Origin of the sequence: Streptomyces sp. NPDC048361 (assembly GCF_040651795.1) — a bacterium.
Lineage (GTDB): Bacteria > Actinomycetota > Actinomycetes > Streptomycetales > Streptomycetaceae > Streptomyces.
Genome location: NZ_JBEZKW010000062.1, coordinates 25,803 through 41,072, shown reverse-complemented (window position 1 = coordinate 41,072; position 15,270 = coordinate 25,803). Strand labels below are relative to the sequence as shown.

Here is a 15,270-nt window from a genome sequence, read left to right as displayed (position 1 = left end):
GGCACCACCCCGGGGCCGGGGCGCGGAGAAGCGTGCGCACACTCGCCCACGCCGGGGCGCGCAGAAGCGTGCGGACACCCGCTCGCACCGCGGACTCCGGACCGCACCGGGGCGCGCGCCGGACCTCGCCAACTGCCGTGTCAGGGCGTGTACTTGTAGCCCACGCGGCGCACGGTCTGGATGGCCCCGCGGTGCTCGGCGCCCAGCTTGCGGCGCAGTCGGGCCACATGGACGTCCACGGTGCGGCCGTCGCCGACGTGCCCGTACCCCCACACGGTGCTCACCAGCTGGTCGCGGGTGTGCACCCGGTGCGGATGGGCCACGAGGTGGGCGAGCAGCTCGAACTCCAGGTAGGTGAGGTCGAGTTGCTCGCCGTCCACCTCGGCGGTCCTGCGGACGGTGTCGATCCGCACCCGGGCGTCACCACCCGCCGTGGCGGGCCCGGCCGGCACCGGCGTCAGCGGCTCGGGCGCCGCGGCGAGCACCGGGGGCTGCTGGTCGGCCGGGACGAGTACGAGGTAGCCGATCATCGGCGGACGGCCCGGCAGTGCGGGCAGGGTGTGCTGCGGCGCGGGCAGCCAGGTGGCGCCCGGCGGAAGGAAGTCGAGGACCTGGGCGGCGGCCGGCCGGGCCGTCTCGTCGCGGTCCACGGCCCGCAGGCGATGGCGGCCGAGCGGCAGGGCGGCGGGGGCTTCGGCGGTCGGGAGGGTACGGGTGTTCGCCATGAGGGGTCAGCTCTTTCGCGCGGAGAGTCGTCGGCAGGGGACGTACGTCGGTGCGCGCGGGCCGAAGGCCTGGAGAGGATCGAGGCGTTAGAGGGCCGGCGCGTTCGTCGCGCGGCAACACACCCGGTCGAAGTCGTGGTCCTGGCGGGAGGGCCAGAACGGTTCGAGGTCGCTGCGACCCGTCACGGAGTTCTGGATGCTGGACATGCGCCCATTCAACCAGACGATCCGCCCCGAGCAGCAGTCCCCTCCCACGGACTGGTACGGATCCCTGGCACACCGTGACCGGAACATGTGCGTCCGCGCGGAGTGCGGCGGGAGGTCACCGGGTCGGCGCGGGGATCCCGGACGAACGCCGACAGGGCGCCCACCGCCGCGGCGGGGACGCCCTGTCGAGGCCGGACTCGGCTCAGTGGAGCGAGCGGCGGACGGCTCAGACCTGGCCGGCCTTCTCCAGACCGGTGCAGCAGGTGTCGACGATGAGGCGGGTCACGACGTACGGGTCGACGTTGGCGTTGGGGCGGCGGTCCTCGATGTACCCCTTCTTGTCCACCTCGACCTGCCACGGGATGCGTACCGAGGCGCCGCGGTCCGAGACGCCGTACTTGTACTGGTCCCACGGGGCGGTCTCGTGCAGACCGGTGAGGCGGTCGTCGATGCCGGCGCCGTAGTTCTTGACGTGGTCCATCGGCTTGGAGCCCTCGCCGAGCGCCTCGCACGCGGTGATGATCGCGTCGTAGCCCTCGCGCATCGCCTTGGTGGAGAAGTTGGTGTGCGCGCCCGCGCCGTTCCAGTCACCCTTGACCGGCTTGGGGTCGAGCGTCGCCGACACGTTGAAGTCCTCGGCGGTGCGGTACAGCAGCCAGCGGGCGATCCACAGCTGGTCGGAGACCTCCAGCGGGCCGACGGGGCCGACCTGGAACTCCCACTGGCCGGGCATGACTTCGGCGTTGATGCCGGAGATGCTCAGACCGGCGGCGAGGCAGTGGTCGAGGTGCTGCTCGACGATGTCGCGGCCGAAGATCTCGTCCGATCCGACACCGCAGTAGTAGCCGCCCTGCGCGGCGGGGAAGCCGTTCACGGGGAAGCCGAGCGGGCGGGCACCGTCGAAGAAGGTGTACTCCTGCTCGATGCCGAAGATCGCCTCCTGGTCCGCGAACCGCTCGGCCACGGGGCGCAGCAGGGCGCGGGTGTTGGACGCGTGCGGCGTCCCGTCGATGTCGAAGACCTCGCACAGAACGAGGATGTTCTCGCCGCCGCGGATCGGGTCCGGGCAGGAGAAGACGGGCTTGAGGACCCGGTCCGACGCGTGACCCTCGGCCTGGTTGGTGCTGGACCCGTCGAAGCCCCACAGCGGCAGCCCGTCGACGCCGGCCGGCGAACCGGTCATGATCTTCGTCTTGGAGCGGAGCTTGGCGGTCGGCTCGGTGCCGTCGATCCAGATGTACTCGGCCTTGAACGTCACGGAAGCCATCCTCTGTGGGAGCTGCGGGGTGTCTGCGCGCTGCCACGCTGCGGCGCTGCTGTACGCCCGGCAGCCTCACACCCCGAAATTTCCCGCCCGTTGCCCGTTTGTGAACCCGGTGTTACCTGGGGGGTTTCAGGAGGGCGGAAAAGCCCGCGGCGCGTATCCGCCTCGTCAGTTCCTCCGGCGTCGTCCCGAGCGCCTCGGCGCATCGTCCCAGATGCCAGTCGTGCGCGGCCAGACTCTGCAGCAGATGACCGCGCCGCACCTGGTTCTCGGAGAGGCGGAACGTCTTCAGATACGCCACCCGGCCCTTGCGGTCGGTGATCACCTCGCCGATGTGCTGGGCCGCGCCGCCGCGCTGGAACGGTGGCAGGAAGCGCCACAGGTCGAACCCGCCCATCCGGTGGACGCGGCTGAAGGCGTACGAGGTGTCGTACAGCTCCGCCGCCATCACCTCGTCATGGGCTACGCGCCAGGCCCGCTCCTGGGCTCGCGCCGCGGCGCGCAGATCGGCGACATCGCGCACGTTCCGGTCGTCGATGCGGGCCGTGAACTCCTCGACCGCACGCCCGTACCGCGCGTACTGGTGGATCAGCTCCCCCAACAGGTCCTGGAGCAGGGTGGCGTGCAGCGCCCGGTAGTCCTGTGGATGCGGCACCGCGAACGCGGCGCCCAGCGCGTCCGCCGCGTACACGAGGACCCCGCACTGGCCGGGGTGGATCTCGAACACCCGCAGCGCCTCGGCGAGCCCCGGTACCTCGGCCCCCAGGCAGGCGCTCTCGACGCGCGGCGAGAGCCCGGAGCGCACCGCCTCGCGCGACCAGGTCTCCCACAGGACGGACGGCCCGCCGAAGTGCAGCGCCAGATAGCCCTCGAGGGCCAGGTGCAGCGGCAGGAACCGCAGCCGGCTGCCGGGCCGCCGCTTCGCCAGCCGGTGCAGCGGCATGCGGCTCGGCGGGGCCTCGCCCAGGCTCGTGCCGTACGCGGCGCCGGTGCCCTCGCCCGACCAGTCCGCGACGAAGCCGTGCGGAATGTAGGAGAGGTAGCGGCTGCGCTCGTCCAGGCGCACGATCGACACCTCGTGGTCCTCGACGCCGTACGCCTCCCGGTGCAGCCGCAGCCCCGCCACCGGCTCCGCGCGGAGCAGCGGCACCAGCCGGATACCGCCCCACACCTGGGCGGGCCCGGCGGTCAGGCCGGTCAGGTCGAGCGAGGTCATCGCCGGCCCTTGGTGAAGTCGGCCGTGCGGCGGTCGAGATACGCGGAGAGCTCGGCCGGGCTGGTGCGCCCCTCGGCGAACTCGGCGATCTCCACCAGCGCGGGCAGGTCCTCCGCGTCGCGGATGCCGGCCGTCGGCACCGAGGGCGCGAGGCGGCGCACGTCGAAGCCGTCCGCGTCGTATACGGGATTGAGGTGCACCACCCGGGTGCGCCGGTCCGGGTCGAGGCGGGCGCGCCACACCCGCAGCACCTCGCCGGCCAGGCCCGGCGGCGCGTTGTCCCAGCCGTCGGAGACCACCACGAGCCGGTCCGGGCCGTCCTCCAGCGCGTCCAGGAGGCGGGAGCCGAGCGGGGTCGCGCCCTGCGGCCGCACGAGCAGCGCGTCCGTGCCGCCCGAGGTCCAGCGGCCCCGGTACGCCCCGGCGCCGGCCAGCGCCTCCAGGAGGAAGTGGCAGGCCAGCGCGACCGCGAGGGGGCGGCGGCGCTTCTCGCCCGAGCCGGACGAGGAGTAGCTGTCGTCGAGCACCGCCGAGACACGGCCCCACGTCCGCGCGTGCGGCCCGGCCGCGCGCGCCGCGGCGGCCCGCAGTGCGCCCGTGAGCTCGGCCCGGCGCGTGGCGCGCTCGTCGATGCCGAGCGAGAGGACGAACAGGGCGAGCCGGGTCAGCCCCAGGGTGGCCAGGTCGACGGCGGCCGCCCCGGGCTGGGCCTGAGTGCGCAGCCGTTCCAGCCGGGTGGTGCGGGGCGCGATCCGGTCGAGGAACACCGCGCGCGCCACCCCGTGCCGCGCGGCGAACCCCTCGGCGACCGTGAACGGCAGCTCGTACAGGGCGGCCTGCTCGTAGTGGGCACGGCGGTGGGCGTCAAGCAGTGGGTGCTCGTACCGCGCCCGGCGCCCCGGCCGGAACAGGAAGTCCCCCAACTCATCTTCCCCGTAAGGAAGATGGGCATGGCGGGCCGCCGACTTCAGGCCGGCCCGGTACTTCACCGCGTCGAACGCCGGGTCGGGGCGGGCCGCGAGCCAGTCGCGGAAGATCGCCCGGGTGCGCCGGTTGTTGACCTTCGCGGTCCGCAGCGCGCGCAGCAGCCGGTACACCCGCTGCGGGGGCAGCACCGCAAGACGCGCCGCGATCAGCCGCCCCTCGACGCGCTTGTCCTCGGCGCTCGCCTCGCCCGCGCTCTCCAGGAGGTGGCGCACGATGAGCGCGGCGTTGTGGTCGTTGATGTCCAGGGCGAGCACGGCGGCGTACACCCGGCGGTAGTTGACCCGGACGTAGGCGTGGAGAAATTCGAGGGAGAGCCGCTGCTCGGCCGCGCCCGAGCGGAACTCGCGCTGGCCGGTGGCGGTGACGGCGGCGTTCACGAAGAGGAGCACGTCCTCGGCCGCCACCAGGTCGGCGCGGCTCTCCTGAGCCATGGGATCTCCCGTGCGTGGATGGGGAAGCCGGCCGGGGAATGGGGGCGCGAGCAGCGAAATGTTTGCTGTAGAGGCAAGTCCCGGAAGTCGCGCCGGAGTCCCGCGGCCGGCTCCGAAAACGTAGCAGCCCGCCCCCCTGGTCCCGCCACCGGAATTCCGCCCGGGGCAGACTGGTCCTCATGAACCAGATCGCCCGGACCCCACGCATCGGACTCCTCGGCACCGGCCCCTGGGCCGTCGCCACGCACGCACCGGCGCTCGCCGCGCATCCCGGTGTCGACTTCGCGGGCGTGTGGGGGCGGCGGCCCGAGGCCGCGGCCGCCCTCGCCGACGAGCACGGGGTGACGGTGTACGACGACCCCGACGCGCTGTTCGCGGCGTGCGACGCCGTCGCCTTCGCGCTGCCGCCGGACGTGCAGGCGCCGCTCGCGGTCAGGGCCGCCGCGGCGGGCTGCCATCTGCTCCTGGACAAGCCGGTCGCCACCGATGTGGCCGGGGCCCGCGCGGTGGCGGACGCGGCGGAACGGGCCCAGGTCGCCTCCGTCGTGTTCTTCACGCTGCGCTTCGCGAAGGAGACCGCGGCCTGGGTGGCCCAACAGGCCGCCGCGCAGGGCTGGTTCACCGGGCGGGCGCGGTGGTACGGGTCGCTGTTCACGCCGGGCGCCGAGCAGAGCCCGTACGCCGCGTCGCCCTGGCGGGGTGAGAAGGGCGCGCTCTGGGACGTCGGGCCGCACGCGCTCGCCGTGCTGACCGGCGTGTTCGGCGAGGTGACCGCCCTGACGGCGGCGGGCGGCCCCGGCGACACCGCGCACCTGATCCTGCGCCACGCCTCGGGCGCCTCCAGTACCGCCGACCTCAGCTTCACCGCGCCGCCGGCCGCCGCGGGCGTCGAGGTGGCGCTGCTCGGCGAGGCCGGCGCCGAGGTCATGCCGGACTGGGGCGGCGCGCTCGACGCGTTCGGCGCCGCGATCGACGCACTCCTGGAGGCGGCCCGCACCGGCGTTCCGCACCCGTGCGACGCCCGGTTCGGCGCGCGGATCACCGAGCTGCTCGCCGACGCGGAGGCCCAGCTCGGCCGGGTCTGACGACGAGCTTCCGGGCGGGACGAGCTGCCGGGCGGAAGGCTATGTGCGCTTCAGGGCGTCCCGTACGGCGTCGTCGGTGCGGCCCACCACGGCCGTGCCGTCGTCGGCCGTGATGATCGGGCGCTGAATCAGCTTGGGGTGCTCGGCGAGCGCCGTCACCCAGCGCTCGCGGGCGTCCGCGTCGCGCGGCCAGTCCTTCAGGCCGAGCTCCTTGGCGTCGGCCTCCTGGGTGCGCGTAATGTCCCACGGTTCGAGACCGAGCCGGTCGAGGACGGCCCGGATCTCGTCGGGGGAGGGGACGTCTTCGAGGTAGCGGCGCACCGTGTAGTCGGCGCCCTCCGCGTCCAGCAGACTCACCGCGCTGCGGCACTTCGAACAGGCCGGGTTGATCCAGATCTCCATGCCCGCAAGCGTACTCGTGCCGCACCCTCAAAGCCCGGCCGACCAGGGGCGATTGTCAGTGGGCCCCGGTAAAATCGAAGCAGTAAGTGAGGGTTCCCGACTGCCCAGGAGGATGCCCATGACCGCTGCCGCACTGACCTCGCACGCCCCGAAACAGCTGTCCCTCCAGCCCCTTCGCAAGGTGCCGCTGCCCGCCGGGCGTCCGCGTGTGTGGTACGAGTCGCACAACCGGCGTCTGAAGGCCATGCGCCTGGCCATCGCCCTGCTCGACACGGGAGTGTACCGACCCGAGCAGGCACCCGACCGCACCATACGCACAGTGGCCGCGCTCATCGGCGTCCACCAGCCGTCGGAGACGACCTGCCGGATGGTGCGTGCGCTGATCTACGACGGCCGTTGACCCTCGACGGCCGTTGACCCACGACGGACGGTGGCTTACGACGGCCGTAGACCCTGCGACGGCCGCTGATCCGTGACGGCTGTTCAGCTGTTGGGCCGGCCGGTAGTTGAGTTGTCCCGGTTGGTGAGCTGTAACGGCCGGTGAGCTGTGACGGCCGTCGGCCGTGCGGTCGCCCGGCTCCGGTCATGCCAGCGAGGCGTGGCCGGGGTCCGGGCCGCGCCCGGGCTCACCCCGCCGTCGTCACCGCGTACTGGTCGAGGAGGCGCGCGACCACCTCGTCCACCAACCGGTAGCGCACCACGCGTCCCTCCTTCTCCCCGGCGACCGCCCCGGCGGCCCGCAGCAACCGCAGGGCCTGCGAGACGGCCGGATCGCGCATGCCCGTCGCCACCGCGAGGTCGGAGACGGCGAGCGGGCCCGTCCGGTGCAGGGCGAGCAGCAGCGCGAGCCGGTTGGCGTCGGCGAGCAGCGAGAACCGCTCGGCCCAGGCCCGTACGCGCTCGGGGTCGCCGATCGCGGCGATGGCGTCGCAGACCCGGTGGCCGTCGATGGTGCGGTGGCCGGCGCGGTCGGCGGGGACGAGATGCATACCCGCATCCTCGCAGGCGCCGGCCGGAGCACTCCGTGTGATCTTCGATACCTGCACAGCTGTGCAGCTGTGCGGGCAACTGCGCAGCGTCTAGGGTGAGCTGGCCGTGGTGTTCGGGAAGACCGGTGCGAAACCGGAGCGGCCCTCGCCACTGTGATCGGGTTCCCCCGTAAGGATTTTCCGGGGGAGCAGCCGTCCCCGCGACGCCACTGGCCAGGATCCACCTGGCTGGGAAGGCAGGGCGGCCGCACCCACCCGTCAGCCAGGAGACCGGCCGCGGCATCTCACGAAGTGATCCACGAGGTGCTGGAGCGTGACCGCATGACCCTGTCCACCCGCACGCCTTCCGAGGCGGGCGCCGCCTCGCCGATCTTCCGCTGGCGCCGCGAGGACACCGTCCGTACCGGCGTCCTGCTCGCGGTCATAGCCGCCCTGCACGTCGTCGCCTTCGGCATCCTGTTCCTTCTGGTGGCCCCCGCCCACTACGCGGTCGGCACCAAGACGTACGGCATAGGCCTCGGCATCACCGCGTACACCCTCGGCATGCGGCACGCCTTCGACGCCGACCACATCGCCGCCATCGACAACACGACCCGCAAGCTGATGGCCGACGGCAAGCGGCCGGTCTCCGTCGGTTTCTGGTTCGCGCTCGGCCACTCCAGCGTCGTCGTCGTCATGGCGGCGCTCGTGGCGGGTGGCGCCCAGCTCGCGGGCACCCTCATGAACGAGGGCTCCAGCACCCACCAGGTGCTCGGCGTCGTCGGAACCACCGCGTCCGGCTCGTTCCTCTATCTGATCGCCGCGCTCAACCTGGTCGCCCTGTTCGGCATCTTGAAGGTGTTCCGCGCGATGCGCTCGGGTGCGTACGACGAGAAGGAGCTCGAAGCCCACCTGGACTCGCGGGGGTTCATGAACCGCCTCCTCGGCCGGTTCACCAAGTCGATCTCGCGGCCGGGGCAGATGTTCCCGCTCGGCTTCCTCTTCGGCCTGGGCTTCGACACCGCCACCGAGGTCACCCTGATGGTGATGGCCGGCACGGGCGCGGCTGCGGGGCTGCCCTGGTACGCGATCCTGTGCCTGCCGCTGCTGTTCGCCGCCGGGATGAGCCTGTTCGACACCCTGGACGGCACCTTCATGAACTTCGCCTATCAGTGGGCGTTCTCCAACCCCGTGCGCAAGGTCTACTACAACCTCACCATCACCGGCCTGTCGATCGCCGTCGCCTTCTTCATCGGCACCATCGAACTGGTCGGGGTCATGCACGAGAAGTTCGACCTCACCGACCCGGTCAGCGGCTGGATCGCCGACCTCGACCTGGACAACGTGGGCTTCGTCATCGTCGGCCTGTTCGTGGTGGTGTGGGCGGCGGCGCTGGCGTACTGGCGGCTGGGGAAGGTGGAGCAGAAGTGGGCGGCTTCGGGGGCGTGAGGCTTCCGTAACGGGGTGCCCGGGGCCGGGGGAGGCCTCAGGAAGGCGCGCCCCCTCCCTTTGCGGACGCGGGGGAGGTGGTCGAGCCGAACGCCCGCCGTCCGTACGCGAGCAACTCCCGTACCGCGGGGCCGGCGTTGGGTCTCCAGACGAGCGACAGGAAGGCCGGCGCGTCGATGTCCTCGATGGGGCGGGCGGTGAGCCGGCCGCTGTAGCGCGCCGCCATCGACGCGCTGAGCACGGCGACGCCGAGTCCGCGGTCGGCGAGGTCGGCGATCGCGTCGGCGGCGCTCGCCTGGAAGGCGATCACGGGGGTGACGGCGCGCGCGGCGCAGGCCCGGTCGAAGACCGAGCGCAGCCCCGTGCCCTGCGGCATGCACACGATCGGGTACGCGGCGAGGTCGCGCAGGGCGACGCGGCGCCGCTTCGCCAACGGGTGGCCGTCCGGGACCGCCGCGACAAGGCCCTCCTCGATGATCGTCAGCGCGTCGAGGCCGTCGTGGGTGGCGCTCGGTGTCCCGATGAGGGCGAGGTCGAGGGTGCCGGTGCGGACCCAGTCGATCAGCCGGTCGGAGCTGTCCTCAAGCAGCGAGACCTCCACGCCGGGGTGGGCCCGGTGGAACGCGGCGAGGGCGTCGAACAGCGGGGTGATGGTGCAGCCGATGACCATGCCGATGCTCAGCCGACCCCGGACGAGGCCGGTGACCTCGCCCACCGACTGCCCGACCGCCGCGGCGGCCGAGAGCGCGGCGCGGGCGTGGCCGAGCGCGGCCCGCCCCGCGTCGGTGAGGGTGGCGGTGCGCGCCGACCTGTCGAAGAGCTGGGCCCCGAGCTCGCGCTCCAACTGCCGGATCTGGGCGCTGACCCCGGACTGGCTGATGTGCACCCGCTCGGCCGCCCGCGTGAAGTTCTGCTCCTCGGCGACCGCGACGAAGTATTCGAGCTGCCTGAGATCCATGACTACAGATTCTAGTTCCGATCCGACCCATCTGTTGGACTTCTGACGAGGACGGGACCAGGCTGGACGACGTCGGGACGAACTCGACGGCTACCGCTACTGCTACCGCTACCGCTACCGCTACGCGAGCATCAGGAGGAACCCGTGCCGGAGTACGAGAAGTACGAGAAGGCCATGCGGCCCGAGGACATCACCCGCCTGTTCGTCGAGCGCTCCAACGCCGGGGACGCGGCCGGGGTCGCCGCCCTGTACGCGGAGGACGCGGTCATGGCCTACCCGCCGGGCAGCCGGACGGTGGGCCGCGAGGCCATCCGCGAGCTATGGGCGAAGGTGCTCGCCAACCGCCCCCACTTCGAGCCGGAGCAGCCCCTGCCGACCCTGATCAACGGCGACATCGCCCTGACCTCGACCCCGCCGAAGGACGGCACGGGTGCCCGGGCCCAGGTGGTCCGCCGCCAGCCGGACGGCAGCTGGCTCCGCATCCTGGACCAGCCGGAGTTCGCCCCGCCCCGGGGATGAACGCGTCCACGGCGAGGCCACACGCTGACGGGCCGGGGGCCGGCGTCGCCCAACCGGACCTGCTGCGGGCCGCGTTCATGCCGCACCACCGGCTCATACGTCCCCGCACGGCCCTGCCGGCCGAGACGGGCTGCCTGCGGGCAAGCTTGACCGTGCGCATCACCAGCGCCCTCACACATACGGCCATCAGCCACCGCTCCGGCGGGCAGATCGCCCCCGGAACGGTCGGCAGCCTAATGGGGGATCGGCTGAAGGAGGGATTCCAACCCAGCGCGAGTCTGCCGTTGCTGTAGGCCAAGCGTCTTGACCACCATGTCGACCTGCGTTCCCGCGAACTCGGTACGAGGCCGCCGAAGCACGTGTGGCACTGTCCGGTGCGTACTGCGCCTGGTGACCGCTACCTGACCGATACGGAGTGGGCTGACGTCGCCCGCCGGGTCGTCGCGGCGACCGGAATTGCCCCGGTGGGCGACGACACTGCCTGCCGGTGGATCGCGGTGCGGCATGCGGACGACCACATCCACATCCTGGCCACCACCGTCCGTGGCGACGGCCGCCGCCCGCGTACGAACCGCGACGGGCAGCGTGCGCAGGCGGAATGCCGGAAGATCGAGGCAGAGTTCGGGCTGCGCCGTCGCAAGTCCGGTGACCTGACCGCCCCGAAGACGCCCACCGGAGCGGAACGCGCGAAGGCCGACCGCCAGGGCCAGGAGGTGACCGCCAGGGAGTGGCTGCGCGAACGCGCCTACGCGGTCGCCGCCGCCGTCCACAGCATCGACGACTACCTCTCCGTGCTCGCCTCGCTCGGGATCCAGGTCAAGACCCGCATTGGCCCCGAGAGCGGCGAGGTGACCGGCTACAGCCTGGCCGCCCCTGGCGACAGCATCTTCTTCGGCGGCTCCAAACTGGCTCCCGATCTGTCTTACAACCGCCTGACCGAACGCCTCCCCGTCCAGGACGTGGCGGACAGGCCGAAGGTGGCGGCGGACCTGGCCGAGCCATGGCGTCGTACGGAATCCGCTGAGCGTGCGGCTCTCACCGCGCTCGATTCGGGCGACGACGCCACTGCCCAGGAACAGCTGGATGCCTTCGCCGACACCCTGTACAACCTCGCCCGCGCCACCCCCGGTCTGCACCGGACTGAACTCCAAGCGGCAGCACAGGCGTTCAACCGCGCCCGCCGCTCAGCGATCCGCGCTGACCACCAGGCCGCAACCGAACTCCGCCAAGCCGCCAGGGAACTCGCCCACGCACCCAACCTCCCCGGCGGCCTCGCCATCGTGCTCGTCTTCACCGCCCTGCATCTGGCCCGCGCCGCCGCCCACTGGCACGCTCAGCGCGGCCACGAACAGCAAGCGGCAGCGGCCGAGGAAGCCTTCAGCCACCTCCAGACCGGCTACCAGCAGGTAGCCGCACCCCATCTGGCCGGCCTCGCCCAGCGCGCACCACGCCCCCAGACCATCCAGCGTCTCGAGACCGCCGTACGCGAGGCCATCCCCGACCACGCCGACCGCATCCTCACTGACCCTGCCTGGCCAGCCCTGTCCACCACCCTCGCCCGCGCCGAATCCGCCGGCCATACACCCCGCGTCCTCCTCGCCGAAGTGGCCGCCAGCCGGGAACTCGACACAGCCGAACGCCCAGCCGAGGTCCTCAACTGGCGCATCACCACACAACCCAACAAGCGAGCGCGGGCAGCGCGACAGCCCAGCACCTTCTTGGGCCCGGCAGCGGCGCCTCCCGCTGTCCAGCCTCCGGGTCTGACGATGAGCCCGACGCACGAGGAGCGTCGTCGGCACCGGTAGTTGCATGTGCCGCGGTGCCTGCGAGTCGCGAGGCCCCGGCGGATTCTGCGCCATGCCTACGGGGCTTCGCGCCGAGGCGAGGCCGCCGGCATAGGCGATGCGATGTCCCCGCTCAACCTTCTCGCCCACGCTGTGACCTGAGTGAGGTGCTCGGGTTGCAGCCCCAGGTGGGCGTCCGGCTGCACGAGGAGGGTGGGGAAGCCCGCAGCGGTGCGCTGCACGGCCCACCCGTGGTCGAGCGCGGTGAAGTCGTCATCGATCCAGACTGCGGGTTCGTCGCCGAGCCACGCGTCGACGTAGTCGCGCTTCCAGAGGTAGCCGTTGGGATGGGACGTCGTGATCTTGGGGCGCGGGAGATCGACGTACGTGAGGGCCGGGAGGCCGAGGAGCGGGCCGATCAGCGTGGTGGCGTCCCGGCGCCAACTCGTGCACCAGACCGGGGCGAGCGGAACGCTTCGGAAGATGTTGGTGAGCATCGGCCCGTGCACCGGGTTGAGCCAGACGGTGACCGGATCCTCCGGAGTCCGGCCGTCCGGTACGACCTCGTGGCGGACGTGCGTGGCGGGGATGCTGCCGTCGCCCTGGGGGAAAGGTATGAGGACACCGTCGATGTCCAGCAGCAGGTAGGGCACGTTCATGGGTGCCTCCATGGGGTGTGGCGGTCGGCAGCGTCAGAGCTTGCGGGCCGTTATCAGCAAGGTCGTGGGCCAGTGGCCGAGCCGGGCGTCGTGGAACTCGTGGGCGGCGGTGAGCCATAGACCGGCGTCGGCAAGATGCCGCTGCCACTGCTCGGCGCTGAAGTCCCAGCGGGCGAGGGGCAGTCGGGTGCGGTCGGGCAGAACGACGAAGTCCCGGCGGGGGCGGTCGCCCATGGCCGCGCGGCGTCCTCCTCGCTGTGGGTGCGGGGTGGAGAAGGTGAGGGCGCTTCCGGGCTTGAGCTGCTGAGCGATGGCAGGCAGCAGCAGTTCAGGGGCTACGAGGCCGACGGCGCCGAACACGGAGTAGATGGCGTCGAACTGCTCGTCGCAGCCCTGCAGGTAGTGCAGTGCGTGACCGGCGACGAAGGTGAGGTTGCTCAACCTTCCGTAGTGGGAGCGGGCACGGCGGACCTGGAGACCGACCAGGTCGACGCCGGTGACACGGGCGCCATGGCGTGTTGCGAGGTGGGCGGCGTTGCGGCCGGGGCCGCAGCCGAGCTCCAACACCCGCTTGCCGCTCAGGTCGTGGCCGAGGCTCTCAGCGCCCGGTCCGCGCCCTGGTCTCGTCGTCCACTCCATCCGCACCGGTACGGCCAGTGGCTCGGCGGGGCCGGTCGCGGTGCGCTGGAGGGCGTGGGCGTACCAGGGGGACGCCTGGGTGGTGAGCACCTAGACCTCCAGGAGTTGGAGGACGTCGGTGAGGTGGCGGCGTACGACGGTGATGTACGCGGGGTCGGTGGCCGGGTCGTTGATCCAGCGGATCGACTGCTCCATGAACCACTCGACCGCCCACATGCGGTGCCACCCGAGCGCCCACTGCTCGGCTGGCAGGCCGCCGCGCTCGGCGAGGGCGTCAGGGGTCCCGCCTGCGGTGACGTACTGGTCGAGGAAGACCCGCATCCGTACCGGGTCGGGGGTGTCGAGGGTGCCGTGCCAGCTGGCGAGGTCGAGTAGGCCGGGACCGGTGAAGGCACGGGCGAAGTCGAGCAGGCGCCAGCCGTGATTGCCGATGTGGAGGCTGGTGGGGTGGAACTCGGAGTGCACCCAGCCGAACGGGGCGAGCGTGGTGCCACTGGCGCGAGGGCCGGCGGCCTTGGTGATCTGGTCGAGGGCGTCTGCGATGTCGGCGGTGTCCGGCCAGCGGTCAGCCTGGTGGAGCTGGTCGAGGTGCTGGGCCGCACGGGCGGGCAGGCCGCTCAGGCGTTCCTCGTCGAGCAGGGGCAGGGCCGGCGCGGTGCCGGTGCCGTGGAGGACCACGGCCGCAGCGACACCGTCGAGGTCGTCCGCCTCACGGGAAGGGGTGCCGAGGTCTTCGAGGAGCATGCCGAGGCAGCCGTCCAGGATCGCCGTCGCGTGTAGTTCGGGTACGGGGACGCCGAGGGTGCGGGCTAGGTGCAGGGCCTGGGCTTCGCTGTCGAAGGGCTGCTTGGCGTACTTGAAGATGGCGGCGGTCCGGTCGGGGAAGGTGACGCGTTCGACGCCGGACATCGACCACACCCGCACCTCGGCGCGTTCGGGCAGGGGCACCCCCTTGACCGCGCACAGGTGGGTCAGGAGTTCGGCGGTCAGCTTCTCGTCCATGAGAGGGCTCCGTGGATTGGTGGCGTCCGGGGCGGGCGAGGTGGCCGGCCCGCCCCGGAGCCTGGTCGGGTGTTACGCGGCGGGGCCGGTCACGCGGTGGGCGTAGACCTGCTCCATCCATCCGGCCTTGAACTGGGCAAGATCCTCACGAAAGTTGGCCATCGAGGCACCGTAGGGTGCGACGACGCCGCCGGACTGGTCCGGCACGGACTGGCAGCCGTGCACGAGGCGTCCGCCGAGCGCGGCGTGGGCCTTGATGGACTCGATGCGGCGGTGCTCGTTGAACCAGCCGCCGTGGTAGACCTCGTCGAGCATGCCGCCGGTCTCGTCGTCGAGGTCGAAGACGACGGAGGTGGCGGCGGGGAAGAACCAGCACGGGCCGACGTTGGAGATGTGTCCGTCCAGCTCGACCTTGTTCAGTGCCATCAGCGTGGCCGCCTCGCGCAGCATCCGCAGATGCTCGGTGGTGATCTGCGGCATCCCGAGACCGGCGAGGTGCTCGTCGCGGAAGAGATACGCGTACACCTCGTACGCGGTGGCCAGGACCTGGGCCGCGTCCGACGTGGGCCCGGCGTTGGCCTTCACGAAGTCGAGGGCGAGCTGCTCGACCGCGCTCTGCGTGGTCTCGTCCACGTTCAGGAGCTGGGACTTGACCAGCTGCCAGTCGGCGACGAGCCAGGTGTTGGACTCGAAGCGGAAGAAGTACTCGGCCGGGTCGATGGTGATGCGCCGGCCTTCGACCTGGATGCCGGGCAGGCGGCTCCAGCGCTCGTCGAATGCCTCGGGCAGCACGACCGTGATCGCCGTGGTCGTGGCGGTGGTCTCGATGGTGGTCACCGGGTCTCCGTCTCTGTTCGGTCGGGTTCGGGCACAGGAATGCCCGAACCCGGAGCGGGTGTACGGAACTTGGGTGCCGCCCGGCCAAGTGGGGAGCCTGGATTCACGGTCGGAGCTGGAACCGTTCCGGGCGGCTGA

15 protein-coding genes, 1 pseudogene and 1 riboswitch are annotated in these 15,270 nt (G+C 71.9%); of the genes and pseudogenes, 5 read left to right on the top strand and 11 right to left on the bottom strand.

The features are described 5' to 3' along the window. Positions 1–140: 140 nt before the first annotated feature. The 4 genes from AB0D31_RS28425 to AB0D31_RS28410 form a co-directional block, all read right to left on the bottom strand. Complete coding sequence (locus tag AB0D31_RS28425; RefSeq protein ID WP_362728344.1) at positions 141–725, bottom strand: winged helix-turn-helix domain-containing protein; 585 nt, start codon at positions 723–725, stop codon at positions 141–143. A 433-nt stretch (positions 726–1,158) separates the two neighbouring features. Beyond that, positions 1,159–2,190 (bottom strand): glutamine synthetase, encoded by a 1,032-nt coding sequence (gene glnII, locus AB0D31_RS28420; protein WP_362728342.1) that lies wholly within the window; start codon positions 2,188–2,190, stop codon positions 1,159–1,161. Positions 2,191–2,311: 121 nt separating this feature from the next. Continuing rightward, positions 2,312–3,412 carry a hypothetical protein gene (locus AB0D31_RS28415; protein ID WP_362728340.1) on the bottom strand — a complete coding sequence of 367 codons (1,101 nt, stop codon included), beginning with the start codon at positions 3,410–3,412 and terminating at the stop codon, positions 2,312–2,314. Then, positions 3,409–4,830: a hypothetical protein gene (locus AB0D31_RS28410; protein ID WP_362728338.1), complete on the bottom strand. Its 1,422-nt coding sequence runs from the start codon at positions 4,828–4,830 to the stop codon at positions 3,409–3,411. The genes AB0D31_RS28415 and AB0D31_RS28410 overlap by 4 nt, the downstream gene beginning before the upstream one ends. A gap of 179 nt (positions 4,831–5,009) precedes the next feature. Here AB0D31_RS28410 and AB0D31_RS28405 point away from each other — a divergent pair, with 179 nt between their 5' ends. Next, the gene (locus AB0D31_RS28405; RefSeq protein WP_362728336.1) at positions 5,010–5,915 is read left to right on the top strand and encodes a Gfo/Idh/MocA family oxidoreductase; all 906 of its coding nucleotides are present in this window, start codon (positions 5,010–5,012) and stop codon (positions 5,913–5,915) included. Positions 5,916–5,954: 39 nt separating this feature from the next. Here AB0D31_RS28405 and AB0D31_RS28400 read toward each other — a convergent pair whose 3' ends face one another. After that, positions 5,955–6,317, bottom strand: a complete 363-nt coding sequence (locus AB0D31_RS28400; RefSeq protein ID WP_362728334.1) for an arsenate reductase family protein — start codon at positions 6,315–6,317, stop codon at positions 5,955–5,957. A gap of 118 nt (positions 6,318–6,435) precedes the next feature. Here AB0D31_RS28400 and AB0D31_RS28395 point away from each other — a divergent pair, with 118 nt between their 5' ends. Beyond that, positions 6,436–6,717 carry a hypothetical protein gene (locus AB0D31_RS28395; RefSeq protein ID WP_362728332.1) on the top strand — a complete coding sequence of 94 codons (282 nt, stop codon included), beginning with the start codon at positions 6,436–6,438 and terminating at the stop codon, positions 6,715–6,717. A 226-nt stretch (positions 6,718–6,943) separates the two neighbouring features. On the opposite strand, the gene AB0D31_RS28390 is transcribed toward AB0D31_RS28395, so the two are convergent. After that, complete coding sequence (locus AB0D31_RS28390; protein ID WP_362728330.1) at positions 6,944–7,306, bottom strand: metalloregulator ArsR/SmtB family transcription factor; 363 nt, start codon at positions 7,304–7,306, stop codon at positions 6,944–6,946. Positions 7,307–7,382: 76 nt separating this feature from the next. Then, positions 7,383–7,600, top strand: a riboswitch (cobalamin riboswitch). Between the two features lie 27 nt (positions 7,601–7,627). On the opposite strand from AB0D31_RS28390, the gene AB0D31_RS28385 reads away from it, so the two are divergent. After that, complete coding sequence (locus AB0D31_RS28385; RefSeq protein ID WP_362728328.1) at positions 7,628–8,734, top strand: HoxN/HupN/NixA family nickel/cobalt transporter; 1,107 nt, start codon at positions 7,628–7,630, stop codon at positions 8,732–8,734. A gap of 37 nt (positions 8,735–8,771) precedes the next feature. On the opposite strand, the gene AB0D31_RS28380 is transcribed toward AB0D31_RS28385, so the two are convergent. Next, entirely contained in the window at positions 8,772–9,692 is a 921-nt protein-coding gene (locus tag AB0D31_RS28380; protein WP_362728326.1) for a LysR family transcriptional regulator, read from the bottom strand. 144 nt (positions 9,693–9,836) lie between these two features. On the opposite strand from AB0D31_RS28380, the gene AB0D31_RS28375 reads away from it, so the two are divergent. Together AB0D31_RS28375 and AB0D31_RS28370 are read left to right on the top strand one after the other, a co-directional pair. Further along, the gene (locus AB0D31_RS28375; protein ID WP_362728324.1) at positions 9,837–10,211 is read left to right on the top strand and encodes a nuclear transport factor 2 family protein; all 375 of its coding nucleotides are present in this window, start codon (positions 9,837–9,839) and stop codon (positions 10,209–10,211) included. Between the two features lie 236 nt (positions 10,212–10,447). Then, positions 10,448–12,016: pseudogene (locus AB0D31_RS28370) on the top strand (mobilization protein). A 56-nt stretch (positions 12,017–12,072) separates the two neighbouring features. Here the strand turns inward: AB0D31_RS28370 and AB0D31_RS28365 are convergent. The 4 genes from AB0D31_RS28365 to AB0D31_RS28350 all read right to left on the bottom strand — a co-directional run bounded on the left by AB0D31_RS28365 (position 12,073) and on the right by AB0D31_RS28350 (position 15,132). Further along, a complete protein-coding gene (locus AB0D31_RS28365; protein WP_362728322.1) occupies positions 12,073–12,654 on the bottom strand; it encodes an HAD domain-containing protein in 582 nt (193 codons plus the stop codon). A gap of 33 nt (positions 12,655–12,687) precedes the next feature. Further along, positions 12,688–13,383 (bottom strand): class I SAM-dependent methyltransferase, encoded by a 696-nt coding sequence (locus tag AB0D31_RS28360; protein ID WP_362728320.1) that lies wholly within the window; start codon positions 13,381–13,383, stop codon positions 12,688–12,690. Further along, on the bottom strand, positions 13,384–14,295 hold the full coding sequence (locus AB0D31_RS28355) for an aminoglycoside phosphotransferase family protein (protein WP_362728318.1): 912 nt from the start codon (positions 14,293–14,295) through the stop codon (positions 13,384–13,386). It lies immediately after the preceding gene. Positions 14,296–14,367: 72 nt separating this feature from the next. After that, on the bottom strand, positions 14,368–15,132 hold the full coding sequence (locus tag AB0D31_RS28350; RefSeq protein ID WP_362728316.1) for a hypothetical protein: 765 nt from the start codon (positions 15,130–15,132) through the stop codon (positions 14,368–14,370). Positions 15,133–15,270 lie beyond the last annotated feature (138 nt).

Bases quoted from the DNA above. Each gene is read 5' to 3' on its own strand.
- AB0D31_RS28425 (WP_362728344.1), bottom strand. From the start codon at position 725: ATGGCGAACACCCGTACCCTCCCGACCGCCGAAGCCCCCGCCGCCCTG.
- AB0D31_RS28415 (WP_362728340.1), bottom strand. From the start codon at position 3,412: ATGACCTCGCTCGACCTGACCGGCCTGACCGCCGGGCCCGCCCAGGTG.
- AB0D31_RS28410 (WP_362728338.1), bottom strand. From the start codon at position 4,830: ATGGCTCAGGAGAGCCGCGCCGACCTGGTGGCGGCCGAGGACGTGCTC.
- AB0D31_RS28405 (WP_362728336.1), top strand. From the start codon at position 5,010: ATGAACCAGATCGCCCGGACCCCACGCATCGGACTCCTCGGCACCGGC.
- AB0D31_RS28400 (WP_362728334.1), bottom strand. From the start codon at position 6,317: ATGGAGATCTGGATCAACCCGGCCTGTTCGAAGTGCCGCAGCGCGGTG.
- AB0D31_RS28395 (WP_362728332.1), top strand. From the start codon at position 6,436: ATGACCGCTGCCGCACTGACCTCGCACGCCCCGAAACAGCTGTCCCTC.
- AB0D31_RS28390 (WP_362728330.1), bottom strand. From the start codon at position 7,306: ATGCATCTCGTCCCCGCCGACCGCGCCGGCCACCGCACCATCGACGGC.
- AB0D31_RS28385 (WP_362728328.1), top strand. From the start codon at position 7,628: ATGACCCTGTCCACCCGCACGCCTTCCGAGGCGGGCGCCGCCTCGCCG.
- AB0D31_RS28380 (WP_362728326.1), bottom strand. From the start codon at position 9,692: ATGGATCTCAGGCAGCTCGAATACTTCGTCGCGGTCGCCGAGGAGCAG.
- AB0D31_RS28365 (WP_362728322.1), bottom strand. From the start codon at position 12,654: ATGAACGTGCCCTACCTGCTGCTGGACATCGACGGTGTCCTCATACCT.
- AB0D31_RS28355 (WP_362728318.1), bottom strand. From the start codon at position 14,295: ATGGACGAGAAGCTGACCGCCGAACTCCTGACCCACCTGTGCGCGGTC.